The sequence below is a fragment of the Ruegeria discodermiae genome (assembly GCF_030758345.1).
Classification (GTDB): Bacteria; Pseudomonadota; Alphaproteobacteria; order Rhodobacterales; family Rhodobacteraceae; genus Ruegeria_C.
In genome coordinates, this window is record NZ_JAVAMO010000001.1 from 1,127,363 (window position 1) to 1,151,466 (window position 24,104).

Here is a 24,104-nt window from a genome sequence, read left to right on the forward strand (position 1 = left end):
CCTATCGTGTCTGCCAGATGGGTGGACGCCGGTCAGTATTGGCGCTGGGTGAGACTGTCGCGGCATCTGCTGCGGCCAGTCTGAGGATCGTCTGGGCATCCATGGCATAGGGCGAGCCACCGCGAGCAATGGTCTGCATGGCCTTGTAGTCGCCCCGTGCGGCCCTGTTGGCGGCTTTTAACCAGCGCTCAGAGGTCAGCGCCCGTGCTGAGATGTTTGCGGCACCTACAGCAGCGGCTGTGGCCCCTACGTCCACTCCAGCGCCGAACACAATGGCGAGCCAGGTTTCTACTGTGCCGGTATTGGAAAAGTTTCGCTCTGCGTTGGCGTTCTTCAATCCCTCGGACACCTTGGCCAGCTTATCCAACTGCACACGCGCCTTGGGTGTAACCAGCACACCCTTTGCGTCTGAAGACATCTTGTTCCACTCGGTCAAGAATATGCTTGGTGAAAAAACGTCACCGGCCGCGTTCTGCTGACCCGCTGGGGCTTTGCCGAGGCGGTCAATGATACTGGCCGAAACCGTGTTCCATTCCTCAGTTGGCATGGATTTCCTGATCTTGCGCATCCTGGTCACATCGGCAGTGGCGCGATCTGCCTTGGCCATATTCACGAACGCCTCGAATGCACGCTCAGGACTGTCTGCCTTGATTGTTTTGTCTAGAGCGCCCTGAATGTGCTGAGCGCCCTTGCGGTAGTGCGTATTGGCGGTTTTCCATGCGGCCTCAGCCTGTGGCCCGGCCTGCTTGACTGCGGCCTCCATGTCAGAGGTCAGCTGAGCATACATCTGCTTCAGACGCCCTTCGCCCATGTCTGAAAGCGGCCCCTTTTGACGTCCGATACTTTCCCCGATGCTGGACCGAAGATCGCTCATCGCACGCCAGGTCAGGCCGCCCTCTAAATCCTGACCGATGCTTGCGAAGCGGTTCAGGCCAAGCTCTCGCTGAATGCTGGGTTGACCCTCATATTTGGCCATCATGTCGTTGATAAACTGGACCGTGTTCGGTGACTCCACCCGCACAGTTTCAGGCACATGCTTGCCGACCTGATTGTAGAGCCGTGTTGAAACTTTCTCGAAGCGCTGAACAAATTTTCCCAATCCGCCCTGCAAGGCCTCGCCTGCGCCCGCAGCATCGCTCGCGGGGCCGATACCTCGACGCACTTTGTCGAATGCTTCTTCAACATCCCCGACAAACCGGGTCGCGTCCCGCTCAAGAACCTTACCAACACCCGGCACCTTTTCGAGGAAGGCCCCCGCTTGCGCCTTGGTCTTGCTGGTGGCCCCGAGGCTTGGGACTATCCCAAGATCATCAGCCGCCCTTGCAATCTCCTGCCTCGGCGTCGGGGGTTTGGCTGCCTTTTCCGCTGCTCTTGCAACTTTACCTGCCGCTGTAACACCGCTTGATACACCCGCCATTTCAGGCACAGCCACCTCGCCCATCATCATGAGGTCACGGGCGAGCTTTTTCTCGTTCGTAGGGCTTCCGCCGAGGGTTTCGCCAACAAGGCCCGCTCCAAATGCGTACGTGGTGCCTGCTGCGGAAAGGGCTGTTTGCCCAGCCGCCAAAGCCCGTTCTCCCAGGCTGTTCTCCGGGTCCATCACCTCACCAGCAAAATGCTTGGTGGCCGCGAGCGGCTGCTTTGTTGCTGCTCTGATGGTGTCGCCAAACCGATCAACTTGAGGCGTGGCGACGTCCTGAGAGGGGTCGTATGCAACGGGAGCAAGGTTCCCGGTACCCGCTACATCCTCCTGCGTAACGGGTGGGGCCTGCAGGAGCGACTGCGCCATCTGCACCAATTCACGCGCTGCATTGGTATCACCGGCGTTCTCAGCGTTTTCCGCTGCACCCATGAGTTCTTGAAAAGTTGCCATGCCGCCCCCATGCTAAGGGTATGATTTTACGCTGGACGCCGCACAAAACGGCTATTTGCATTGCCCTAGGCCTATTAGCCGCGTGGTCGGGAATCGCCGTTCACACTCTTGGTGCAGATTGGTGGATACCAACCATTTGGCCTGCGATATTCGTTACTTACGTGGTGTTTCTCATTATCCGCTGGGAGTGGCGTATTTTTCGAAGATCGCCTTCTGACGATCATTCTGAAACTGGAATTGCGAACCAGGATCGACCTCCAGCTCGCTAGGTGCCTCGGTTTGACCAGGAGGGGCAAACCTGTTTCCTGACGCAGCAGAAACTGCCTGAGCCCATTGGTCGCGAAGCTGCTTCTTATAAGCAACCGTTTCGGGTGTATCCCCCGCCTCCGCGAAGTACGTTCTCACAACACGCTCAATTTCAGGCTGGGTTGCCGCCGCACCGGTGGACAATCGCAACGCACCTTCGGCCCACGCCGCTGCCGCCGCCCGATACTTTTGCATATCCTCGCTGCGGACAAAGTTTCCGAACGTGCCAAGGCTGTCTGCCGCTTTATCCCTGAGGTTGGCGGGATTAAACTGCTCTTCTAAGCCATTGATAACAGGCATAGTGCTGTCCATCATCGACCCGAATAGAGCAATTTGCGACTGCTTCTCGGAAAGCTTGACGGGTTTCTGACCCCCTGTCCCGAACTCAATACTGCCATCAGGCCCAACGCTTAGGGAGGTTCCGCCTGTCCGTAGGGGCGTGCCCTCGGGCAATATGCCTGCATCGATGTCGGCCTGCACCTTGCCCGGCCCCGACATAGGCTTCGGCCCCGCCTGACTCTCCAAGATGTCCGCAGCGGTCGCATAACGATTCAGCCACGCATCCTTGTTTTCAAACTGACCCACGAGGTCTTGAGCGCCGAACTGAGTTGCAATCGCGTCCCACTGTTCCGGGGTTTGAGCCGAAGAAGCGGCAAACACGCCCTGCCTGATTTGTTCCGCCTCTTTCGCAGCCTGGGCAGCATCAAGGGATGCCGCGTACTTCTGCACATCCAGATCGAACTGCTTGGCCATACGCGCCTCTTGACGCTCGCGGAACCCATAATCCCGCTCATTGTTGCGGATGCTTATCGCCTGGCCTGCATCAACACCAGCCAAGGCATTCATGGCGTTCGGGTCTCCGGCAAGGATGCCCTGACCGTGTTCCTGGTAAACGTCGCGCAAGGCGTTTTGCTGACGAACGCGGTTCATGACCGCAGCCGTGCCGACGCCCCGCGTGATGCCGTCTAGGATGCTCATGCGAATGCCCCCAACTGGTTCATCATGTAGAGGCCACCAACATCACCGAGAGTGTTATTGAAGGCGTTGGCGGTGTTCGTGTAGCCAGAAGCGCGCGCATTACCTGCATTCAGGAAGGCATTAGACGCTCCGGCTGCATAGTTCTGTCCTGCGCCAATCTGCTGGTTGGTTGCAGTCTGTCCCGTGCCCGAGATAGACGCCAGCCGGTTGAACGCGTTCCCGTATTCCTGAGACGCAAGCCCGCTGGCATAGTCCCCGATGCCCTTCATCGTAGCGCCGGATAGACGGAGACCACGTGCCGCAGCCGCCCGCTCCATCGCCTTGGTGCCCTCATCCAGGCGGAACTGATAACCGGGGTCCTGCTCGAAGCTGAACCGCCGACGGTCCATCATGCGCTGCGCACCACGCTTTTTGTCGAATGACCTGATGACCTTACCGAAGTTGTTCTGGACTTCCCAAGCGCCATCATTGTTGTGCACGCTCAGCCGGTTGCCCGCGCTCCCAAACGACGGCATGTCGCCAATGCCTGCCATACCCTGCATGGCCGCAAGTGCGTTGTTGCCCGCATGGCGTTGCGGTTCGGTCAGCTTGACAGAGCGGTCAAACATGTACTTGTTGACCGCTGCGGAACGGTCTGCGGCTTCCACGTGCGCGTCTGCCGCCTTGTCGGAGCTTCTCGCACTAAGTGCGCCGCCAAGAAGGGAACCACCGATAAGTGCGCCTATGCCCATTTCTTCCACCCCTGTAGAATTACGTCGCCTTCAGGCAGTGGCATGCGTCCATACTCGAAAAACCCGAGGCGGCGCGCAAATGCGATAGCTGCTCTGTTGGTAGCGGGCGTCCAGCCCGTGATTAACTTTGCGTCACTGGCGTCCCAGAACGCGCTTAAAACGGCGGTTGCTGGCCTCGTCAGCCTTCCCCACCCTACAGGCTTTACGCCGTAGTGAGCGTTGAACACGCCCGGCCAAAGGCCATAGACAAACACTCCGCAAACCGGACCGCTGGCCCAGAACTCCATTGGCTGCTCATCCGTCAGGTCTTCCGGCGTGAAGCCGATTTGCTGTGATCGGTGCTGGAAGAACTCTCGCGCTTCACCCGCACTGATCCTCACGACTTCACTAGCCAATTCACACCTATGACGGGCGGCAGAATGTCGAACGCATCGCCTGACCCTGTGTTATCTATCGTGATGCCAGTAGTGCCCGACCCAACCGTGCCGTCAGCAGTCGCGTTATCGATGGTGATACCCGTTGTGTCCGTGGATGTGCGAACCGTGTCGTTTTGCAACGGAACCCGACCATCCGCACCGGCGGTAACGTCCACCGTCGCAGTTCTGGTCATATCGATATGGCTATGGCCCGGATCGGTGATCGTATGATTGTGCGGCGTGCCTGTGAACGTATGGCTATGACCCGCATCCGTAACGCCGTGATTGTGCGCCGGAAGGTTGCCAACATTCAGAGTCGCGGTTGAACTGCCTGCGAGCGCCATTAGCGCCGTTGTTCCAGCCCCAACAGGCAACCTGTCCCTTAAGTCCGGAAGGTTGAAGGTGGTCTCTGTTTCTCCGTATGTGCCCCCGAACACCTCGTAGAGCGTCGGAACGCCGGTCTTGCTAAGCGCCTGACCGTTCAGAAAGTACCAACCATCCGGCTCGACGCTATTGAACGTCACCTTGACGTCTCCAACGCCTGACGCCGCTACGGTTAGTGAATTTGCACGAAGGATGATCTGCTCAAGCCATCGTATGAACTCTTGGCTTGGCGTGACCAATCCCCCAACAATCTGCCCAATGGACAGACGAGATGGAAACGTTGGTAGGTTACTCATAGGTCAGCCCGTAGATATCCCGACCGACTGGATCGGTAATCCTCACTCGGATTTGCATTCTCCGGCCCGTACCGAGGCTGTGCCACACCACACGCCGCCAAAATTGACCGAGCTTGCCCAGTTTGCGCCAGCGCTCAACGCCCCATGTGCGGCCATCCTTGGAGACCTGGAGCATCACCTCGCCTTGGGCGTTCACATCCCCGGCCTCAATGTTCATATGAACCTTGTTGATGGTGACGTAATCGGCCTCCGAAATCGGAACCGAAACTGCCTCCGCCTCGATATACGCCCCGAGGTCTTGGTACGTGTCCTTGTCTAGGGTTGCTATCACCCCCGAGGACGTTCCGACATAAAACGCTGATCCCACACGGCCTGAACAGCACCCGATCCAAGGACCTTCACCAATCCCGGTAGAAAACTCACACCAAAGCTGCGTTGTCAGGTCATATGCTTGGGCGGGCTGGTCCTTAAACCGAACAACAAAGAACTTGTGGCCCCTGATGTCAGCAATGAAGCTGGTGTCCAATGACCCCGCCTCTATGACCTCCTCAACCTCTCGCGTGCTGATAACCTGGGGAGTGGATCCGCCCGACCGATAAGCCCTCAGATCAGCGCCAATCCAGAAAACTCCATTATCTTCTTTCGAAGCCGTGTTGGCAGTACAGCCTCGTTCAAGCGTCCGCCCCTGGCTTCTTGCGAACGGAAAACCTGATGCCCCCGCGTTGTACCAGACCTCTACGGTCGAAGACCCAAACAACCAAAGTTCGTTGTGATCCTCGATAATCGAAACGATGTCATCCGGGGAGTTTTCCGCGAATGCGAAGTCCAGCGCATCAAACGTTGTCCCATCATCCAGGCCAGACACCGTGATTGCATCACCGCGTCCACCAGACGTGCCCGCAACGACGAAATAGCCGTCGATGAAGGCAACCCCTACCGGATTGGTCACCGCCCCCGTGGTGTACTCTGTCGTCGTGGTGCCATCACAGATGTAGTATTTGCCATTGGCGACAATCGCGACCTCTGTTGCAGATACCGCCATTTGGGTCGGCGCATCATCCACTGTCCCTACGTTCGTGGCGACGCCAGAGGCGATTTTGTATACCGCGCCCCCCGATACCGCGAACCCCGTCCCGTTCTGATCGACTATCGCTCGGACAGCCCCTGTGAGACTGAAGGCGGCCTTCAGTCCAGACCGCCCTATCAGCGGCGTTTGCTCATCAGACGGGCGTAGAAACAGGTTCTTCAGGCGCTCGCCCGAATACCCCGCCTTTTTCGATTGGCGCGCGAAGGGAATGAGAGGCATTAGTAGAACGCCGCCCGGTCATCTGCCTCGACCTCTTCCTCGGTCCAAGGCTGCTCGCGGTCATCGTTGATGTGGTAGGCTCTCAACCTTGCAATAGCGCCAGAGCGCGACGGGCCTGCCTTGCCGTATGTTGGTGCGATTTCCGACGCAAGAATGTCTGCAAGCGGTAGAAACGCGGCGTCAGGCGTCGCATCCAGTGACCATGCTAGGGAAAGCTCCTGTGTGTCTTTGAGGTCTTCAAACAGCGCCTCTAGAATTGTCGTTGCGTCCGCTGCGTCTTCGGCCTCGGGAACCTCCGCGACGCTAACGACCTGAATCTTGCGAAGTGCGCGGGTTACGATGTCCAGTTTTGTTTTTGGCATTGCCGCGCCCCTTCACTTCCTGCCAATCGGGCAGGTCTTTCAGCTTGTTGCCGATATGCTCGGTAACCGTGGTGATCTTGTTGGGGATGAAGACGGCCCCACGATAATTGCAGGGCCGTTTTCCTTTGTACTTAAGACGCATTAGGCGTCTGCGACCGACGCAAAGTAGCCAGTCAGCAGGCCGTGGTCCTTGTTGTTGAAGGTCATCTTTTCAACGCCAAGACACTCTTCAATGCCGCGACCGGCTGCGAAGTCGTAGTCGTCTTCCTTCTTGCGGGTCATGCGAGGCTCCTGGCCCCATGCAATCCCCAGCGCCTGCGCGCCGCAGAACATGACACGACCAACGTCAATACCGCCGTTACCAACGCCCGAGATAACGCCCATTTCAGGGATTTCCCGAACAATGACACCGTCATAGATCAGATCGCCATCTTGGAAGATCGGGTTGGCTTTGACATCGCGCGGACGCGCCTCGCGGTTCGCCTGCTGCATGACCGAGTCCTCTTTCAGGTCGCGGAACAGCAGCGAGTTGACGAACGCCACGAAGTACTCACGGCCCTGCGAGTTATTCACCCGGATCGGGCGAATGTGAGCGTCAGCGGTCTTGGCCATACGCTTCATCAGCGTGAGCGCAGCCGCGTCCAGCTTGTCGTTGGTTGCGTCAACTGTAAGCAACGCCGCCGAGTGGTCGTTCGACGCGTTGTTGGCTTTGGCAGCACCAAACAGAACACGATCAGCGTTGTTTGCCAGCCAGGTGTCTTTCTGGCCTTCAGTTGCCGTGCCGTATGCAACGCCGTCAATCGAAGCGCCCGCAGCAATGATATCGTCACGCAGCTTTTCAGCCGACCAGACTTTCAGCATGTCACCAGCGGCGCGCAGCAGGTCCATTTCGGTCCAATGGCGCTCGGGCTTCTTGATCTCGACAGCGTTACGACGCCAGTCAACCGAGATCGGCATGTTGTAGTTGTTCAGCGCCTCTTCGTTGCCAACCAACGTGCTGGAGCCGGTAACACCAGCGCCCGTCAGGCGCGTGATGAGCGGCAGGTTGACGGTCTTGCCGCCAGACGTCAGTTCATACTTGACGCAGATAGGCATGTTGACCGATTTGCCCATGTACGGCTTGAAGCCGGATTCACGAACATACTCTTGGAAGTACATGGACTCCCATTTTGCCACCTGTGAGGCGGTGGCCAGGACTGTAGTAGCCATTTTGAAGTTCCTACTAAGGGAAAAGGCGACGCCTCACGGCGGGCCAAGTGGGTTTAGGAGAACATCCCGTCGAAGGTGTTCCCCGGCGTGATCGTATCCCCCTTGCCTGCGGATGGCGCTTTGCTCATCGAGGGCGGGGGCGCTTTGGGTTTGGGCGTCTGGGAAGTGGTCATTTCCGCCATGATTTCCTGGCGGATTTGCTCACGCATCTGCTCCTTATACGCCTCCGGGTTTTCCCCGACCTCGCTTAGGAACTTCTGCTTTTGATGGAACTCGACAGCCGCGTGAAACGGTGATGCCTCGCTCATCAGTTGGTGCGACAATTGAGGGTTCTGGTTGAAGTATTCGAATGCCTCAGCAACAGCCTCCTTGCCAAACTCTCGCTCAGCGAAGAAGCGTGACTGATTAAGTCGCTGCTGCTCCATTTGCTGGTGAATAGTCTGCTGCTGGAACTGTGCTGCGGCCTGCGGATCTTCATCCCAATCCGGGGCCTTCTGCTGTTCGGCCCGTTGCTTCGCCTCAAGCTCGGCCAGTCGTCGCCCGGCGTCTTCTGCCTTGCGCTCGGCCAGTTGTCGCTTTTCCCGTTCGTCCAATAGTGCTGTGACAGGGATGGCTTGTGGCTTTTCTTCCTGGGCAACCGGCGGCGCTGCCTCTTCTTCGCCCGTAGCTTCGACCTCTTCTTGAACCTCCGCCTCTTCGGCGTTTTCCTCGGTCTGCTCAGCGGCTTCGGCCTGCTCTTCCTCAACCTGTTCGGTCTCGGCTTCCTGAGCCTCTAGGGTCTCGTCTGTTTCGTCTAGAAAATCCAGTTTGTCATCGCTCATCTTGCACTCTCCAATATCGCTGTGAGACACGAAAACGCCCGATCCCCGGCGGCGGGGACTGAAAACACTCAGTCAGATGTAAACGCCCGTTAAACCCGGCGGCGGTTAGCGCAGTCCTGCGGCCATCTGGGCCGACTCCACCTGCGTTTTCTGTGCGGTCGCTGCGTCCTTGTTCGCTGCGGCCATATCTCTCTGGGCCTTGGTCTGAACCTCGATAGTGCGAAGCTCACCCTCTTGCGCGGCCTGTTGCATCTGAGCCTGCATCTGCATTTGCCTCTGCTGCTCCAGAAGCTCCAAGACCTCATCTTTGTCCTTCAGTGAGGACGCCTTGATAATCATTTCTGGCGGGATCGGTATGCCCTGCGCGGCCATCTCGGAGAGCTGCTGGAATTGCTCGTGCTGCAACGTGATGTGGTCGGGCGTGTCCTCAATGATGATATCCACATCCATCTCGGCCAGAACGTTCTCCATTTCCGGCTGAAGCATGGCCCCCTGTGGCCCCGTGACCTGAACAAAACCACCCGTCGGTATGTTTACCCCGATCCAATCATTGCCCCGCTTGAACTCATCAGTGACCCTGATCCAGCGCTCCTCGGTCCAAAACTGGCGAATGCGCTCCCAGATGGCCCGATATACCCGCAGCGTCCAATCTCTCAGGCTATCATAGAGCGGTGCAAGCTCGGCCATGCCCGCCTGCTGCTGCGCCATGATGGCTCTACCCGACGCATCACCCTCAGTCTGACCGATCAGCGACGGGTTTGGCCCAATCATGTCAATCTCTGCCTTGCTTTCCTGCAAGAGCGAAAACTGCCCGGCTACCTGATCGTTTTGCTGAACAACTTCGAACGGACGCATGCCAACGCGCATTGCGTCTTCCATGACCTCGGTCTTGATCTCTACATGACCATCCGGTGCGGCCAGCTCCCGCTTCATCCTCGGTACGCTGTCGATAGCGCCCTTGATCCCGATGGTCTGGCGACTGTTCAGTTGGTGGAGCAGTTTAGACCGGCGCTTGTTGATCTCGTCTTGCTGGGAAATCATCGACCGAACCATGCCATAGCGGCGGTTTTCGCGATCAACATACCCCGTCATCAGGTGAATGGGGCAAGTCGGCTTTCCGTCTTCATCCTGGTAGGGGCTTTCACCGTGCCATACCTCGCCACCCGAGACGAAGATGCAGTAGTGCCAAACTCCCTTGTATGTGTAGTACATGCTCGCCACACGGACGCGGCGCTTGCGCTTGTCAGACCAACGAAACGTTGCTGACTCATACGGGCGGTCTTCATAGGTGATACCCGTCTCAGTGCTGGTCATGGACGTCTGTAGAAGGTCCTCAAGCTCGCCTTCCTCGCCCTGCCAGGCCCCGGACAGCATGTCCATCGCCTTGTCGACGTCCATCCACTTGTAGGTCCCGAGGTAAGCCGCGTCCGAGAAATCCTTCTCCCGGCTGTGGGGATCAAAGAATATCTCCTCCCAACGAAGGCGATTGATCTCGATCTCGAACTTGCCCCGGCGTTCCTCAACGATAACCTCAACGCCCCCGAAGCCCTCGACAATCATGTTCTCGAATGCAGCAGAGCGCTTGGTATCGAAGCGAGTGTTATCATCCACGAACGTCAACGCCTTAGTCGCGACGTCAGCTACTTCCTCATCGTTCGGGTTGCGCGGGTGCGCTTTCGGGTCAACCCGCATGCGCTGCTCAAGGCCGACCATGGCGTCAACCTTGCGCTTGATACGATTGATGGTAATCACCGGTTGCTTGCGCTTCTCAAGAACCGCCTGCTCCTCTGCGGTCCATTGATGCTCGTCGTAATAGTCGCGGTCGCGCTCAGATGTGACACGCGCCTCCTGCGTCAGGTCTGCGGCGTTCTGCACCATCTGCTTAAGCTTTTGCAGGTCCAGACCTGTTTGCTTTTCCTGCATCATGCCACCTTCCAACTGTCCGCATCTTCGCGAACGCTGCTGTATGCGTCCTGTGGACGCTCCAACCTGTTGTTCTGCTCTTCCACCACACCCTCAAGCAGCTTGCCCTTACGGTGCGCTCCTTCGGCCCCGTACCGAAGCCCGTCTATGTGGTGATTGTCCTTGTCTTCCGGCGTCGTCAGAATCTCGCCAGTGTGCTTAACGATCTTGTACGAGTGCACCTTGAACTCGTTCAGCGTATTCTTGCAGCGAGGGTGGACCACGATATCCAGCCCCTGAAGGAACGAGTAACCGTCCTCAACGCTGCCTTTACCCTTCTTGGCCGACCGAATCTTCGGAAGACCATTTCGACGACAGTAATCAACCATTTCAGGCCGGGCGCTGTCAGCCCTGCTCACACGATCCGCTATGCCTGGCAACTCTAGCAACTTACCCGGTACATCCTCATTCCGTATCCCCGTGCCGTGGGCCTCATGGCTGATGTACATCGTGCTCTTGCTCGGGAAGCAGAACCGGTTGGCCGCCATCGGATCAGACGCAAAGCCCCAGTCAATCCCGTAGAACCAAACGACATTGTCAGGCACGTCCAGTTCGCCCTCTTTCCAGTTGTGGAACACAAGGCGCTGTGAACGGTTGTCATAGTAACCAAGCCAGACGTGGTTGAACTTATCGACAATCGCTAGGTCTGCGTCGGCTGGGTCTTCCTTAATCGCTCTTGCCGCTGCAATTCGCTCCCTTGCCTCAACGGCTCTCGCCTTCTCCCGTCTGTACTCTTTCCAGGCAGTGTCGCTTACGAATGGGTTGTCAAAGATATTGACGCTCAGGACTAGAAAATCCTCGTGTCCTTCGTTCTCCGCAATGAAGACGTCTATCGGGTCTGTCTCTTGGTCTGGGTTATACGCAAACCAGATTTCAGACCCTTCTTTTCTGAGCGTAGGTGTAAGCTTCTTGATTGACGTAGCACTGAGGTTGTTCGCCTCATCCACTAGGCCGAGGTCGAAATCCTCAAGACCCTTTACCGCATCTGCTGTGTGATCCTGCATCCCGAAGAAGGCCGCAGCAGTGTCCCCGTTGTGCCGCTTGATCTCCGTTGATTGCATGTCAAACAGATATGAAGCGCCTTGCTCGTGTATCTTCTGCTCAAGCAAGCTCTTCATGCTGTGCTTGATGGACTTCTGGACCTCACGAATACCCGCGACCTTGAACGTCGGGTTGGACGCCATTTTCTCTGCGGCTATCTCGCAGAACTGGTGCGACTTGCCTCCCGACCTTCCGCCCCTAGCAATCTTGTACCGAGAGGGCTTCAGAAGCGGCAACGCCCAACGCGCTACCTTTGCTTCAATCGTCGTTCCGCTTTGGGTCATGCACTGTGTACTTCACGGCCTCAACGGCGATAGGCCCACCGCCCGGCCCCTGAAGTTCGTGTGTTTGCTTGTCGCCGTAGACCTTTGGCCGCAGCTTGCCTGCCATCCACTTACGCGCGTCAATGCGCAGTTTAGAGCGCTGGATATGTTCGCCATTAATCTGCCAGCCCACGCCTTCTTCTCCGCTACGCTCCATCCAATCATTCGAAGCGTCGTCTGCAATCTCTAACACCTCATCAAAGATTGCATCCGCCTGCACTTCTCTTGCGCGCGCGTACTGGTCTTGAAACTCTTGGTGCTTTGCCAGCCATCGGAAAACTGTTCCTTTTGCGGGCATATCATCAGCCCTACAAATCTCACGTAGGCTTTCACCTTCTGCTAACCGCTCACAAATCGCGCCTGCAATCTCTTCACAGTAATCAGATGGCCTGGCCATGACTTACCCCTTCTGCGCCACTAGTTCGGACGCAACGCACATGTCGCACGCTTCACCATGAACGGCATCTTCGATTTCTTTTGGCGATTGACCCCTTCATAGTAGTCCTTCACCCCTGCCCTTTGGTCTTTTGCCAGGTCATTCCAGTCGACCCATTCAATACTGCAACCGATAGACTTGGCCATTAGATTCATTGCTGAGAATGTTGGCGTGCCAGTAGCAGCGAAGCGCTCCCCGAACTTTCCCGCAATGGCGTTCAAGTCGTGGCTCGTGTTCTCTTTGTTCAGGCATATCATCGGGCGCGATCTCTGTACGAACTCGCTGTCGATGATAATTAACTTCGGCCCAAGTGACCGAACGAGATCAAGCAGCCTGAAGTGATCCACAACATGGTAGAAAACGCCATAGATCGCTACGACGTCGTACTTTTCGCCCGCCTTTACCTCAGATTCCAGCTCAGCAAATAGATCGTTACAACGAAGCTCGATGCGATCCGTGATCTCGGACTTGGGGTAAGCCTTGAACAGGTCCAAGACGTCGGCCCGGCCCTCGACACCAACAACTTTTTTCGCACCGGCGAAGGAAAGCGCATAAGACCACCTTCCGTCATGGCACGCGAGGTCCAAAACCCGACCGCCTGCGATGTCGCTCTTGAAGGGCTCCACTATGTGGCGATACCTCTGCTCAAGGCGGTTCATCCCTTTCTTGTTGTACTTTTCCCCTTTGAGAAAATCCTTAAAAACGTACATTTCATCTCCGTTGCTCTGTCAGTGCCAGACAAATCAATCTGACACCCGGAGGTTGTCTTTGTTCTGGATCAGAGACAACCCCAGTTTTCAAGAACTCAACGGAAAGATGTGATTGAAGTGGGCACCATTACCCACTCTGCGACGAGCTGGCCTCAAGCTTGTCCATCAGGTCGATGGCAGCTTGGCGGTCTCCAGTGTCGTCAATGACCCGCATCCCGGAAATCTTGTTGTCCTCAGGAATAGTGATGATCGTTGCGGACATCTGGCCTTGCAGGTTGTTGGGTTGGAAGATGCGTAGTTCTCGTGCCATGGTGCCGTGCCTCTGGTTGTGTTAAATGATTGTGCGGTTCAGCCGCCGTAGGTCTCGTATCGGCGCTTCTGCTTTCCGCCGTTGATAGACTGATACCAATTCAACCAAACCCAGCCTTCGCCAGTCATTCGGCGGGGTATCCATGCGAACTTGGGCTCATACGATGTTGAGGTGACGCAAAATGCCATATCCGACCCCGCTGAATTCGGTGCCTCCGCTCCCGCCCCGGAGGCTGGGCGTACTAGTCGTTCTTCCAGTGATGATGCCACTTGTTCACCATGCACTTGCACTTGGCGCACCACTTCACCTTCGGAAGTGACCGCAGCCATTCATGGGTTGTCATGACGTACCCTGCATATCTGCCGTGATTGCTACCTGAACGCCCACGTCCAACGCTTCTGCCTGCGTGGGGGCCTGTAGCGCTGGCCTGTGTCGCAGGTGCGAAGAATGCGGCCTCTCGCTAGCTTGCACTTCTTAGCCCAACGTCTGCATTCCCTATGGCTGGGCATTGTTAGAATTCCTGACTTTGCTCCGCCATTTGTACGTTAGGACCCATACCATTTGTATAACAGCTACCTACACGTGGTACCTTGGTGTGTAGGTATGAAAACTGACCCTTACACTTTCGCGCAGAGGGGTCAGCCATGGGCCGGTGATCAAATCCGGCGGGTTGTTACCCAAGAAGGGCTGCTAGGTTGGCGCTTAGCAGCGAGCACGGATGGGCTGTCCTGCAATAGGCCCCTCGTTACCGTATGAAGCCCCGCGCTCGTGACGACACACCGTGTGTGCCGACAGGAAGGCGGGCCCAGAATCAAAAAAGCGCCCAAACTCTGGACGCAATTCCGCAAGGTCAGAATCGCACACTTTTTTTGTGATTGCAATAGCTTCATTTGTGAATGGTCTTTGCGCCCACGACCGCAAACCAGACCACCGCAAGGACGAACGCCATAACCATGCCGGTGGTGGGGCCGAACGTATCGGTGATGAGGTTTAGAAACGTCACCAATCCGAAAATCATCGCAAAGAATCCGACGGCGATGGCTAAGCCAGCAAACAGTCCATACCAGTTCATTTGAAAAACCTCACTGCTTCATTGAGCGCCTCTCTCAGCAAGCCGACCTCACTGAGTTTGGGCTCGTTGTGGTCAACGCATATCCAGCGCAACAGCTTGTCACGTTGCATTCCGAGGAACAGGTATAGCTCTTTCCTGTCCCGTGCGGCCTCTACAGGCCCGTCTCCGCTGTCGTGGCCCTGTGGTTCCCAGATTGTGGTGGAGTCGCGCGCCTGGGGCGTCTCCTGCGCTCTGAGGTACAGGGATTCAAACTCCCTCGCAGCGCTTGCCTGCTCGTTGCTGAGAGCGCCTGAGTTTTCCAGCCTGTCAATCGGAGTTGATGCCATATCCTTTGCCACCCTGCGGCCTGCTATTTCGGTATCAATGAACACCCAATCCCCCCGCTTGCGGCGTTCGAGTGTAGGCCTGTCCTGATCTTCACGCGGTTCCCAAGTGCTTATCTGCTTGGGCTTCGCGGCACCCACATGCCACGCCCCGCAGTATTGGCAGCGGTATTCGTGGATGCGACCATGGCCCGCCCGTCGCTGGGCCTTTGCGACCTCTTTCGCACGCGCCTTGCTGGTGAACTTGTGCTTGCCTTCGCAGCTCGCGAGCTGTCCCTCGTGTATGCTCATCTGCCTGTGTTCCTCATTGCCCGAAAACCTGCATTGCCGATGCTATCGGAATCCACGACGCCCAAATCGCCAGCCAAACAAGGAAGGCCCAGTTAGCCCAGCGTTCTACCTTCTCGGTTCTTTTTCGCCGCGCCTCTTGGTTTGCCTTCATGGTCGCAAGCCGCTTTGGACTCAGCACTTCAAACAGATCCGCAAACGCCCCCGCATCCTCTGGAGAAAGCCGGAACTGAACCTCCATGCCTGAGTGCTTGGCGACCTTCAGCCGTTCGACCAGTGTTAGCTCACTCACGCCCCTGCCCTCCTGCCGATTGCGTACTCGCGCTTGTATTTCAGGTCTTCAGGGTTGAGACGCCCAGAACGATAGCTGTCCAAGACGAAATGCCCGTCCATTCCAGCCAGTGCGCAGACAGTGTGGAAGTCCCTCGTTCCAATCCAGGCGCGGGCTTGGTCAGCGTGACACGGCTCGATAGATATCCTCCGGCCCGTGGTGTCTATCAGGCCGTTGATGAGGACAGTTTGCCAGAGAAGACGCTCAGGTGTCACCACGCGCCTCCATCTCTTCGAAGCGGCGCAGACCATGCAGAACGCTTGTGTGGTCCCGGTTCCAGAAGCGGCCAATCTGAGGAAGCGTGTAACCCAAGTCCCGAGACTTCTTGAAAGCCTCAAAGCGCGCACTGGTGTAGTCCCTCGTCCGCTCATGCCCGCGCAGTTTCTGAGGACACAGGCCGTGCTTAACGGCGACGATGACGTTTATCTCTCCCATCTTCATCTTGCCGGTGGCCAAGCTTTGCCCCTCCAGGCCGCGCCGATAGGACGACGACCTTTCGCCTTCCAGCATCATCATGCGTTCACGCCGGTGGCGGGCTTCCATCTCCTCCCATGTCTCGGTCATTGGGCACCGTCCCAGTCGTAGGCTTTCATTTTCTGAGGTTCAGGCTTGGGAACGGGGCGGCCTGCGGGCTGTCGGTCGTCTGCCTCTATGGACTCGTGCAATGCCTTTGCCGCATCCTCTTTTTGACGGGCATATTCCTCGTCGTACTGGGCTTTGAGCTTGAAGTACCAAGCCGAACGGTACTTGCGCAGAGTGTCTGAATTCACCAGTCCGCGCGCCTGCATGTCCACCGCAATCCGTCCGTAAAAACACCCGTCTGGTACCGGCTCGCCGCGCTCCATGCGCTTGGCGTAGATATCCAGCGGGTCAATTTCGTCGCCCTGTGCGGGACGCTTCGAACTAGGCCCCGCAATCGCTGTGGCTGCTGCCTTCACCTCACCAGCCGTCGGCCAAGCGCGCGTCTTAGCGTCCTCGTCAAGCCGGTCCTCGAAACGCGGCCACCATTCCTCGAACCGGTCCCTCGGGGCGTAGCGCATGAAGCACCGAACGAGGCTCTGCATTTCGTCGGCCTGCGCTCTTGCACCGAGATTGCGAGGTGGCGACTTGCGGTCGAGGTATCCAGTGATTTTTTGGGTCAGAAACGTTTCACGCTGTTTTCGGTCATATACGCTCACGGTTGGCCTCCATTGCTTGCGCCACGAGGTCAGCCGTTGAGGGCTGCTCGGGCTTCTGTTTCAGTCTGGCGGTAATCCACGACACCGGCTCGGTAACGCCCTCTCGGTTCGCGTCACGAAGGGCGTTGAAGGTTTCACTGTCCCCAGCGTCTTTGCGCCACATCCCGATTAGACTTCGGGCCTTCTTTTCCGGTGTTCCGTATTTGCTGAGAAAGGCGACGCCTCTGTCGAAAACCTCTTTCGTGAAATCGACAGGCGACGCTTCAGCGTCCGATACGTTAGTATCGGAACTAATTGGTAACTTGGTTACTTGGGAAGGATGGTCCGGGGATTTATCCACCGCATCTTCCGCCGTAGCATCCGTGGATGGTGGCGGTTCATTATCTTTCAATGCCTTATCTGGTTTTTCGGCTGTTTTGCGGTCCGATTGAGCCTTGCACTGACGTTCCACATAAGTGGCTTGTTCTCGTAACTTCTTGGACTTCAGCACCCCATCTTCGGCAATCAGGAACTCGCGAATGACCGGCCCGATGCGTGACTTCCAGAGCCTTTGAGACACCCGACAGACGGCAGCGAGGCGGCGATCCTCGTCGGGGAAGTCGCACGACTCCCGCGTCCACATCGCCATCAGGATCATCATGTAAGCACCCACCTCGTCAGCCCCGAGGTGCTGCGTGTCGCGCTGGAACGCATCGACCCAAAGAGGGCATGGGCGCTTAGCTCGGGCACGCTGGGGATTGAAATCACTCATTCAACGCCGCCCCTCAACTCTATGAACTCGGTCAGCGCCGCGCCTGACATGATTTCCCGCGCCAGGGACGCAAAGCCCTGCAGGCTCAGGTCTGCCCACTGGTGACGTGAAAAGGCCGCGCAGAAGGCGTACATCGGGACACTGACGCGGGTTTCCATGCGGTCTCCGCGCCAACAGACGGCAGGCAGCTTGTCTTGCCTCTCTGCTGCCTCTTCGGCCTGCTTCTTCCATGCTGGCGCGCAGGTGTTTGCAGTGGCGTATCGCTTGCACTCAATCGCGAACGGCCATGCGTCATCATCGGCGCGCAGATCGTCGTCACCCGACTTTTGGTACTGTCGAAGGTTGCGAGCGAAGTTGATGCCGGTGAGCGCATGTAGCTCAAGAGCCACCTCGCGTTCATAGGCCGCGCCTTTGGTTCGGCTGAGATTACCCATCCCCCTGCCCTCGCTTTACGAACTCAGCCATTACCCGCCCCAGACGTAGCTTTGGGGTTCGGCATCGCTGAACAGCCCGGCGTCAACCGGTGTCAGAAAAGGGCGTAACTTTTCGAACTGATCCGGGTTGATTTCCGTGCCGTCTGTCAGGTCGTATTGCTTGTATTTCATGCGACCGGTTGGCAGCGTGACCATGACGCGCTCACCGCGCTTGATGCGCTCAAGAATGTGCATAACGTTCATCTCCGCTTCCTCTGCTTGGGTGTCAGGGCCTTGCGTCGCTCGTGGATCGCAACCAGTTCCTCACCGGTGATCCCGCGCTTCTTGGCCTCGGCCTCGTATGCGGCGAGTTCCTCAAGGCTGGTGATTGTCTTGATGATCTGGGGTTTAGTCATGTCCGCCCCACTATTCCGCCGCCAGCGCGAAGGCCTGCTCAAGGCCCCACTGATCAGCTATTGCGTCCGCGATGCCTTGAGGTGTTTCAGACCGCTTCTCGCTGCGATCCGGCCCCGGTGGCATCCGAAAGACCCATTCCCATTTCTTGTATTCCTCGGTCCCCTTTTCCGGCGGGGTCAGCTTGTTTGTGGGCACCAGCTTGGGGAGACCCTCAAGATGAAAACCCGTGGCCTTGAACATCTTCTCGCCGAACCACCAGGGCTGCACAAACTGCGTCGCCCTCGATCCAATCCGATTGGCGGCGTGCTTGTGCATGATGGGGTTTTCAACCGCCTTCTTCTTTGCGTTCGACCGCAGGCACAGCTTGAAGAACGCAACAGCCTCACCCATGTCGGCCCACCGCTGCGGGTCAGGACCGTTTGCTTTCTTGCCATCGACATAGAGGTGCTTTGACCCGGCATTGGTCAGGTAAGTGCACTCGGGATGCGCAATGATGCCCTCCCAGCGCTTGAACAGAAGCTCTGTTACGTCACCTTGAATGTGCGGACCTTCGGTCTTGCTGGGATGCAGGTCGCACGACACAGCGTCGATACCGCGAGCCAGCATGGCATCCCGAATGCGCCCTGAACGCTCGCAAGCGATGAGCCAAGTCATGCCGTGCCCCCTGTATGTGCTGGGGTGGGGATTGACCTGCCTACGAACTCAGTCGGGCCAGTGTCTTTCTGGTCGAACAGGTACCAGCAGCAGTTGTCTTTGCCGGTGTACGGGCTGTCTGGAATCCACTTGACCCGGCCAACTGAAACGATTTTGCGCAGCCATTTGATGTACGGGGCGCTCTGTTTCGTGTGGACCCAATCCGCATCGAACAGCAGCCACGTCGGACACATTGCCGAGAAATGCTCGATCATGGGGTGCAGAACTTTGCGGTCCCATGGTGGATTGGTGATGATGAGGTCAGCCTTGGAGTTCTCGACCTCAAGCGCGTCTCTCTGGAATACCCATGCTGCGCGAGGCTCAATATCACTGCCGCACAAGATCGCCCCATCATGGTTGTCCATGATGTGCTCAATAAGCTGGCCACGTCCCGCACAGGGTTCCCAAGCCCAAAAGCTATCGGGAAGTTGGGGAATGATCGGTAGCACTGCCTCAAGCGGCGTGTCATAGGCATCACGCGGAATGCGATCAAACGAACTACGCTTACCCATGACGCCCTCCAATGTGTGACCCCGGCTTCGGACACCCCGCCGGGGAGGGGCTAGCAATCAGGCTTGCGTCAGGAGTACGAAAAAACCGCTCGCCTGCTGTCCATTCGGGCCGTGAGCGGCTTGCCGAATTCTGGTGCGCGCTTACCCGGCGCGGGCGGGATGCAAGCAGGCTCATTGACTCGACCTCCGGTTTACCGAAGGCTGAGAAAACCTGACGTTTTCAGAATCTTGCCAATTGGAGGAGCCGCTTTGAGCGAAGCACCGTTTATTTACTTCGACGTCATCACCGACACGGGCTGCGTGCCGAACGTTGCTCAAGTTACCTTGGCAGCGCTCATTCGCGTTAGAGAGGACAGCGTTATGACCGGCATTGAGCAAGTTCCCGTTGCTCACCTCAGATGCAATACCACTGCGGCACGTGAACTTATCACCGCTCTGGAAGTTGCGATTGAACATGCCGAGGCACCACCGCAGATACCGGAGGGCAAAGCGAACTAGCGGGCGGGATGCTGAGAAATGACGCGTAATCAACGATTTTTCCCCCTACCTGTGGGTAAGGATTTCCTGACCGGGGTGTTGAACGCGGCGGAGATGTAACTATTTTCGTTACATGTTAAAGAGTAATCCATGTTCGATTTCCCTTCACTTGTCATCCGCTTGGGCCTTGCCCGGCTTGGGAAAGAAGTCTTCCGCAGTGATCGGCAGGTCGTTTTTACGAGCGTACGCAAGTAGGTCTTCGGCTGGTTCGGGCGGAATCCTTCCGTCCGTGCCGCCCTCGCTCTTCTTCTTGGTCCAAGCGTAGGTTCGAACGCGATGACGATTGGTGATTTCGGCAACTTTGGCGTGACCGCCAAATGCTTTTATGATGCTGCTGGCTGGTTCCATGCTGATAGTTTGTAATGATAATCATGACAAACGTCAAGCAACACGTACCGCACTTGTAAAGAATTTAGCGAATGTTCTTTTGTTCCGAAAATAGTGATTTTGACTGCATGGAAGCACATGCAGAAAAAATCGACGGCGACTGGATCAAGGCGCGCATGGACAAAAAGCGTGGCGCTCAGGCCCGGATAGCCGAGGCACTAGGTATCACAGCGCAGGCCATGTCCGCCCTTATGAAGGGTGATCGAAGCGTGCAGTCGCATGAAATTCCGATATTGCTTGAGTACTTTGGCGAGACACTCACTGGTAAGCAAAACGAGGACTTCAAGGCGTCCCTGGTTCTGTTGCAGGAGATTTCACCCGAGAAACAGAGCGAGGCGCGTCGCTACCTTCAGTTTCTAAAGGACTCTGAAGAGAGCGGAGAAAGCTAAGCATTTTCTCCCTTTTGCTGGCGGGCAGCAGCGCAATTTCGAGAGCCAGCATCGTAATGTCGTTGTCGTTCATCACTTCCCCTATATTCCCCCACCCTGAACAAAGCTCGCCCATGCGCCCCTGAGCGTTAAAAATGGTCATGCTTTCCGTCAGGTTAACCCCCGGTCACCCTTCGGGGGCTGACTGCTGTATTGCAGTCTCATTTTCATAGTAGACTGTCGGTCACATTTTCGTCAAATTTGATCTGTCCAAAAAACGACACCCCTAAAGCCATGATATCTCAGGAAAAGGGATTGATATCATTGGGGAAACTGATTGTTGAACATGCCGGATTTATCTCGGGAAGGCCCGCATCTCTGAAAATCCGAATCAACCCTTCAGAGAAACCCACACGCTGACCGAGTGCGATTTCTCGGGTCTCTCTATCGACCCAGACGAGAACGCCTAAACCCTCATCGGATATGCATATTTTATAGCGCCTGCCGCGCTTCATGTAACCGGCCTTTAGGTTCCGTTCGATAATTGGGCGGATAGTGTCTCTGTTGCGATTAAAGCGTTGCGATAGTGTCGTCATGTTCCACGTGCCGTCTCCCTCGAACCATAGCGTTCGGAATATCTGGCGGGCCAAAGGGTCCACCCCGAGCATCCGCGTTGCTCGCTCGTATCGGTACATGAATAAATTAAACTGCCGGACTGGTTCCGGTACATCTATCAAATTCAAGCGCGCCCCCAGGCTGGCCCACACCCATTATGCCACGCTTATGTCTGTGCTTATAATTAATTCCGTTGCGGTGGACGCACTCCCTAATCTCACTCCCCCATCAAGTGACCGTACCAACCCCGCTCCGGCGGGTTTTTTGTTGGGTAAATCCGTACAAGTCAGCACGGTACTTACTCAGGCGCCAATTAGTTTATCATGATTTTCTTTACATTAGCGCTTGACAGTTTGTAACGATAATCATTACATTGGTCTCAAGCAAACGGAGACCAACGATGCCTTTCGACAGACACCACACCCGCCCAGACTGGACGATTTGTGACCGCAAGGTGGACATGTCTGACGTCTGGATTGAGGAGATGGACCCGGAAGGCGAGCGCGGGGAAGAAGTGACCGCGTTCATGGATAGCGCCGACCTCATCGCCAGCAACGACCGCCACGAGGACGTTCATGTCACCGGCATGAAGCTTGTCGGTATCTGCATCAGCGACGGTTCGACGCCTGTCTACCGCGACCGCGAGTGGTGCGTGAACAAGCTGGGCGTCGATGTCGTTTGGCGTGTCGAAGAATACGAGATGGAGGCGTGACCATGGACAAGCGCACTCTAGAAGCCCTCAAGGCCAGTATTGACAAGTGGGAGAAGAACTCGCGGGTTCGGAAGGCTGAGAATGCAAAGGTTGGTTCGACACACAGCCCCCTTTGCCAAATCTACAATCGGGCCGAGGAAAAATACAGTGAGCGCTGTCTCGGGTGTCCTGTAGCGGAATTTGCCGACCGGAGGTGGTGCGAGGGTACGCCATACGTTGATGCCGAGTACGAGCTTCGCGATTGGAGAGATGGAATATCCTCTAACGGCAAAGACTTCCGCGCCGACGCCCGTGCCGAGGTCGAGTTCCTAAAGTCCCTCCTCCCCGAGGGCGAGCAATGACCGCCTATTACGCCATACCCCCTGCCGCCGCCTTGGCTGGTGTTGGTTGGTATCTCTGGTGTCGCAAGGCCGAGAGGATAGCAGCCCGGAACGCCAAGGCGGTGTGTGACCGGATAAGGGTTCTGGATGAACTAAACCGACCGATTTCTTCAGCCCTGCTGTTTCGGGAACTAAGGGCGGTCAAGCACCTCTACCACGAGCGCGCAGTCCGGTACTTCCGCGACCCTGCCAAGCTCTACGGCCCGAACGTGGCCCGGATACTTAGACCTGAGAATGGAGACGAGTGATGACGCGTTTTGAATACACCGAGAATGCCCGCCGCATGCGTGCAGCAGAGCAAAGAGACCCTGTGGAGGCTGCCTTCTATGCCCTTGCGTCTCTCAGCCAGTCTGACCGTGAAAGGGCCGTAGCCCGGTTCAATCTAACCTACCGGGACGTCCAGTCCGTTCCCCTTCTCTCGTGGGGCACGTCATGACCCCCGACCGCGAAACGAACTGGGACACGTTCCCTATTGGACCCCTTGGAGGTGATTTGGGATGATTTACTGGAACTTGTTTGGAGTGGCGATAGGCGGCGCGTGCATTGGCTTAAGTACGATGTCGGTGATTGTTGGCGCTGGTTCTGCCTTAATTTCCCTGATGGCTGCGCTGCTGGGCCTGATGTCCTGCACCCTCAACTCTGTGTCCATTCTGGCTCTTCTTGAGTGGCACAAAGCCCGAGGTGACGCATGACCCACCTCACAGCAAACCAACTCCGCCGCCGTGAGCTTGCGCGAGGCATGAACAAGTTCTGTCTGACCCTCTTAGCCATGGCCATCGCGTTCATGGTCGGAATTGAGGTCGGAAAGATACTGACGACAGCAATAACAGACGTGAACGACGTTCGGCTGAACCATGAAGAAGAGAGGTACTGAGGATGATTGGCCATACCGAAAGCGCGGCCAGAGGTTCGCTCTGCTACCAAGGCGACGATAACTGCCGTGGCGGTTCGTGCATGGCGTGGCGTTGGCTGCCTCTCACCACCAGCGAGCCGGGATATGTGCAGGCCGTCAAGGACGCCATCGGCATCACACCAGAGGGCCGAGAAAAGCCGCTCACCGAGAAAACCGCCCCCGCATGGGTAAACGAGAACCGTGAGGCTCTTAGCCTGCGCACTGAGCCGTATCTGGGCTTCTGCGGATTAGCCGGAAAGCCCGAAGCATGAACAGAACATAGGGTGGTCACTAGTGGGAGAGGCAGAACCACTGAGCACGACGGTGCCAGCGACACGACGGGACGCCGGATTTGTCGCCCGCCTCTCCACCCCAATACTCCCCGCGCGGCTTTTCCTCCCTGAACTAGTCCGCCGCGCCAACTCCCGGTCGGGTTCCGACCTGGCCGGGTCTTTTGAACACCGAATGGAGATGATGATGAAGGTCCAAGATATGCCGTCCCGCGTCAGAGAGGCGTGCAAAGAGCGCGGTCGCATGGATGACGAAAATCTGACGCCGCTTGTGGCCATGAGAGAGTGGTCTGGGTGGCACTTAGGCGACCCGTATTGGGCCGATACCATCATCAATCTCTACGAAGAAATGAAAGACCAAACCTAACCACCACCCCCGGTGGCCCACCGAGCCCAAGGGCTCACAGCAAGTCCCCGCGCCTTCGGGTGCGGGGCAGGAGAACACAGAACCCGCAAGGGGCGGACGGCGGGCGCGCAGGTA

The 24,104-nt window shown here is 56.9% G+C and carries 34 protein-coding genes; 9 read left to right on the top strand and 25 right to left on the bottom strand.

Going from position 1 to position 24,104, the window contains the following annotated elements:
- Position 1: 1 nt before the first annotated feature.
- From Q5Y75_RS05645 to Q5Y75_RS05760, 24 genes are all read right to left on the bottom strand, one after another.
- Entirely contained in the window at positions 2 to 1,798 is a 1,797-nt protein-coding gene (locus tag Q5Y75_RS05645) for a hypothetical protein (RefSeq protein ID WP_306195160.1), read from the bottom strand.
- Positions 1,799 to 2,047: 249 nt separating this feature from the next.
- Positions 2,048 to 3,157: a hypothetical protein gene (locus tag Q5Y75_RS05650; RefSeq protein WP_306195162.1), complete on the bottom strand. Its 1,110-nt coding sequence runs from the start codon at positions 3,155 to 3,157 to the stop codon at positions 2,048 to 2,050.
- Positions 3,154 to 3,888, bottom strand: a complete 735-nt coding sequence (locus Q5Y75_RS05655) for a hypothetical protein (RefSeq protein ID WP_306195164.1) — start codon at positions 3,886 to 3,888, stop codon at positions 3,154 to 3,156. The genes Q5Y75_RS05650 and Q5Y75_RS05655 overlap by 4 nt, the downstream gene beginning before the upstream one ends.
- A gap of 376 nt (positions 3,889 to 4,264) precedes the next feature.
- Positions 4,265 to 4,828, bottom strand: coding sequence for a phage tail protein (locus tag Q5Y75_RS05660; RefSeq protein WP_306195165.1), 564 nt, complete (start codon positions 4,826 to 4,828; stop codon positions 4,265 to 4,267).
- A gap of 148 nt (positions 4,829 to 4,976) precedes the next feature.
- The gene (locus Q5Y75_RS05665; protein WP_306195166.1) at positions 4,977 to 6,290 is read right to left on the bottom strand and encodes a packaged DNA stabilization protein; all 1,314 of its coding nucleotides are present in this window, start codon (positions 6,288 to 6,290) and stop codon (positions 4,977 to 4,979) included.
- Complete coding sequence (locus Q5Y75_RS05670; RefSeq protein WP_306195168.1) at positions 6,290 to 6,652, bottom strand: hypothetical protein; 363 nt, start codon at positions 6,650 to 6,652, stop codon at positions 6,290 to 6,292. Before Q5Y75_RS05670 ends, Q5Y75_RS05665 begins: the two co-directional genes overlap by 1 nt.
- Positions 6,653 to 6,793: 141 nt before the next feature.
- Positions 6,794 to 7,861 (bottom strand): phage capsid family protein, encoded by a 1,068-nt coding sequence (locus tag Q5Y75_RS05675; RefSeq protein ID WP_306195170.1) that lies wholly within the window; start codon positions 7,859 to 7,861, stop codon positions 6,794 to 6,796.
- A 53-nt stretch (positions 7,862 to 7,914) separates the two neighbouring features.
- Positions 7,915 to 8,682: a hypothetical protein gene (locus Q5Y75_RS05680; protein ID WP_306195172.1), complete on the bottom strand. Its 768-nt coding sequence runs from the start codon at positions 8,680 to 8,682 to the stop codon at positions 7,915 to 7,917.
- A gap of 105 nt (positions 8,683 to 8,787) precedes the next feature.
- A complete protein-coding gene (locus Q5Y75_RS05685) occupies positions 8,788 to 10,608 on the bottom strand; it encodes a portal protein (protein WP_306195173.1) in 1,821 nt (606 codons plus the stop codon).
- Positions 10,605 to 11,969 carry a PBSX family phage terminase large subunit gene (locus Q5Y75_RS05690; protein WP_306195174.1) on the bottom strand — a complete coding sequence of 455 codons (1,365 nt, stop codon included), beginning with the start codon at positions 11,967 to 11,969 and terminating at the stop codon, positions 10,605 to 10,607. The genes Q5Y75_RS05685 and Q5Y75_RS05690 overlap by 4 nt, the downstream gene beginning before the upstream one ends.
- The gene (locus tag Q5Y75_RS05695) at positions 11,944 to 12,405 is read right to left on the bottom strand and encodes a terminase small subunit-like protein (protein WP_306195175.1); all 462 of its coding nucleotides are present in this window, start codon (positions 12,403 to 12,405) and stop codon (positions 11,944 to 11,946) included. The genes Q5Y75_RS05690 and Q5Y75_RS05695 overlap by 26 nt, the downstream gene beginning before the upstream one ends.
- 20 nt (positions 12,406 to 12,425) lie before the next feature.
- A complete protein-coding gene (locus Q5Y75_RS05700) occupies positions 12,426 to 13,154 on the bottom strand; it encodes a class I SAM-dependent methyltransferase (RefSeq protein ID WP_306195176.1) in 729 nt (242 codons plus the stop codon).
- 127 nt (positions 13,155 to 13,281) lie between these two features.
- Positions 13,282 to 13,464, bottom strand: coding sequence for a hypothetical protein (locus Q5Y75_RS05705; protein ID WP_306195178.1), 183 nt, complete (start codon positions 13,462 to 13,464; stop codon positions 13,282 to 13,284).
- 886 nt (positions 13,465 to 14,350) lie between these two features.
- Complete coding sequence (locus Q5Y75_RS05710; RefSeq protein WP_306195180.1) at positions 14,351 to 14,536, bottom strand: hypothetical protein; 186 nt, start codon at positions 14,534 to 14,536, stop codon at positions 14,351 to 14,353.
- Positions 14,533 to 15,150: a hypothetical protein gene (locus Q5Y75_RS05715; RefSeq protein ID WP_306195182.1), complete on the bottom strand. Its 618-nt coding sequence runs from the start codon at positions 15,148 to 15,150 to the stop codon at positions 14,533 to 14,535. The genes Q5Y75_RS05710 and Q5Y75_RS05715 overlap by 4 nt, the downstream gene beginning before the upstream one ends.
- A 13-nt stretch (positions 15,151 to 15,163) precedes the next feature.
- Positions 15,164 to 15,439, bottom strand: a complete 276-nt coding sequence (locus tag Q5Y75_RS05720; protein WP_306195184.1) for a hypothetical protein — start codon at positions 15,437 to 15,439, stop codon at positions 15,164 to 15,166.
- A 243-nt stretch (positions 15,440 to 15,682) separates the two neighbouring features.
- Positions 15,683 to 16,042: a helix-turn-helix domain-containing protein gene (locus Q5Y75_RS05725; RefSeq protein WP_306195186.1), complete on the bottom strand. Its 360-nt coding sequence runs from the start codon at positions 16,040 to 16,042 to the stop codon at positions 15,683 to 15,685.
- On the bottom strand, positions 16,039 to 16,656 hold the full coding sequence (locus tag Q5Y75_RS05730) for a hypothetical protein (protein ID WP_306195188.1): 618 nt from the start codon (positions 16,654 to 16,656) through the stop codon (positions 16,039 to 16,041). The genes Q5Y75_RS05725 and Q5Y75_RS05730 overlap by 4 nt, the downstream gene beginning before the upstream one ends.
- The gene (locus tag Q5Y75_RS05735) at positions 16,643 to 17,407 is read right to left on the bottom strand and encodes a DUF1376 domain-containing protein (protein WP_306195190.1); all 765 of its coding nucleotides are present in this window, start codon (positions 17,405 to 17,407) and stop codon (positions 16,643 to 16,645) included. The genes Q5Y75_RS05730 and Q5Y75_RS05735 overlap by 14 nt, the downstream gene beginning before the upstream one ends.
- The gene (locus Q5Y75_RS05740; protein ID WP_306195192.1) at positions 17,404 to 17,841 is read right to left on the bottom strand and encodes a putative PDDEXK endonuclease; all 438 of its coding nucleotides are present in this window, start codon (positions 17,839 to 17,841) and stop codon (positions 17,404 to 17,406) included. The genes Q5Y75_RS05735 and Q5Y75_RS05740 overlap by 4 nt, the downstream gene beginning before the upstream one ends.
- Positions 17,842 to 17,871: 30 nt before the next feature.
- A complete protein-coding gene (locus Q5Y75_RS05745) occupies positions 17,872 to 18,084 on the bottom strand; it encodes a hypothetical protein (RefSeq protein ID WP_306195194.1) in 213 nt (70 codons plus the stop codon).
- The gene (locus Q5Y75_RS05750) at positions 18,081 to 18,236 is read right to left on the bottom strand and encodes a hypothetical protein (RefSeq protein WP_306195195.1); all 156 of its coding nucleotides are present in this window, start codon (positions 18,234 to 18,236) and stop codon (positions 18,081 to 18,083) included. Before Q5Y75_RS05750 ends, Q5Y75_RS05745 begins: the two co-directional genes overlap by 4 nt.
- 10 nt (positions 18,237 to 18,246) lie before the next feature.
- Positions 18,247 to 18,891 (bottom strand): hypothetical protein, encoded by a 645-nt coding sequence (locus tag Q5Y75_RS05755; RefSeq protein WP_306195196.1) that lies wholly within the window; start codon positions 18,889 to 18,891, stop codon positions 18,247 to 18,249.
- Entirely contained in the window at positions 18,888 to 19,442 is a 555-nt protein-coding gene (locus Q5Y75_RS05760; RefSeq protein WP_306195198.1) for a TRM11 family methyltransferase, read from the bottom strand. The genes Q5Y75_RS05755 and Q5Y75_RS05760 overlap by 4 nt, the downstream gene beginning before the upstream one ends.
- 249 nt (positions 19,443 to 19,691) lie before the next feature.
- On the opposite strand from Q5Y75_RS05760, the gene Q5Y75_RS05765 reads away from it, so the two are divergent.
- Positions 19,692 to 19,940 (top strand): hypothetical protein, encoded by a 249-nt coding sequence (locus tag Q5Y75_RS05765; protein ID WP_306195200.1) that lies wholly within the window; start codon positions 19,692 to 19,694, stop codon positions 19,938 to 19,940.
- Positions 19,941 to 20,084: 144 nt separating this feature from the next.
- Here the strand turns inward: Q5Y75_RS05765 and Q5Y75_RS05770 are convergent, their stop codons facing one another.
- On the bottom strand, positions 20,085 to 20,327 hold the full coding sequence (locus Q5Y75_RS05770) for a hypothetical protein (protein ID WP_306195202.1): 243 nt from the start codon (positions 20,325 to 20,327) through the stop codon (positions 20,085 to 20,087).
- A gap of 71 nt (positions 20,328 to 20,398) precedes the next feature.
- Here Q5Y75_RS05770 and Q5Y75_RS05775 point away from each other — a divergent pair, with 71 nt between their 5' ends.
- The 8 genes from Q5Y75_RS05775 (at position 20,399) to Q5Y75_RS05810 (ending at position 23,990) form a co-directional block, all read left to right on the top strand.
- Positions 20,399 to 20,755 (top strand): helix-turn-helix domain-containing protein, encoded by a 357-nt coding sequence (locus Q5Y75_RS05775; protein WP_306195204.1) that lies wholly within the window; start codon positions 20,399 to 20,401, stop codon positions 20,753 to 20,755.
- A gap of 994 nt (positions 20,756 to 21,749) precedes the next feature.
- On the top strand, positions 21,750 to 22,061 hold the full coding sequence (locus tag Q5Y75_RS05780; RefSeq protein ID WP_306195206.1) for a hypothetical protein: 312 nt from the start codon (positions 21,750 to 21,752) through the stop codon (positions 22,059 to 22,061).
- 2 nt (positions 22,062 to 22,063) lie between these two features.
- Entirely contained in the window at positions 22,064 to 22,402 is a 339-nt protein-coding gene (locus Q5Y75_RS05785; RefSeq protein WP_306195208.1) for a hypothetical protein, read from the top strand.
- Positions 22,399 to 22,689 carry a hypothetical protein gene (locus Q5Y75_RS05790; RefSeq protein WP_306195210.1) on the top strand — a complete coding sequence of 97 codons (291 nt, stop codon included), beginning with the start codon at positions 22,399 to 22,401 and terminating at the stop codon, positions 22,687 to 22,689. The genes Q5Y75_RS05785 and Q5Y75_RS05790 overlap by 4 nt, the downstream gene beginning before the upstream one ends.
- A gap of 249 nt (positions 22,690 to 22,938) precedes the next feature.
- On the top strand, positions 22,939 to 23,133 hold the full coding sequence (locus tag Q5Y75_RS05795) for a hypothetical protein (protein WP_306195212.1): 195 nt from the start codon (positions 22,939 to 22,941) through the stop codon (positions 23,131 to 23,133).
- The gene (locus Q5Y75_RS05800; RefSeq protein ID WP_306195213.1) at positions 23,130 to 23,315 is read left to right on the top strand and encodes a hypothetical protein; all 186 of its coding nucleotides are present in this window, start codon (positions 23,130 to 23,132) and stop codon (positions 23,313 to 23,315) included. Before Q5Y75_RS05795 ends, Q5Y75_RS05800 begins: the two co-directional genes overlap by 4 nt.
- An 80-nt stretch (positions 23,316 to 23,395) precedes the next feature.
- On the top strand, positions 23,396 to 23,605 hold the full coding sequence (locus Q5Y75_RS05805; protein WP_306195215.1) for a hypothetical protein: 210 nt from the start codon (positions 23,396 to 23,398) through the stop codon (positions 23,603 to 23,605).
- Positions 23,606 to 23,810: 205 nt separating this feature from the next.
- A complete protein-coding gene (locus tag Q5Y75_RS05810; protein WP_306195217.1) occupies positions 23,811 to 23,990 on the top strand; it encodes a hypothetical protein in 180 nt (59 codons plus the stop codon).
- Positions 23,991 to 24,104: the final 114 nt, after the last annotated feature.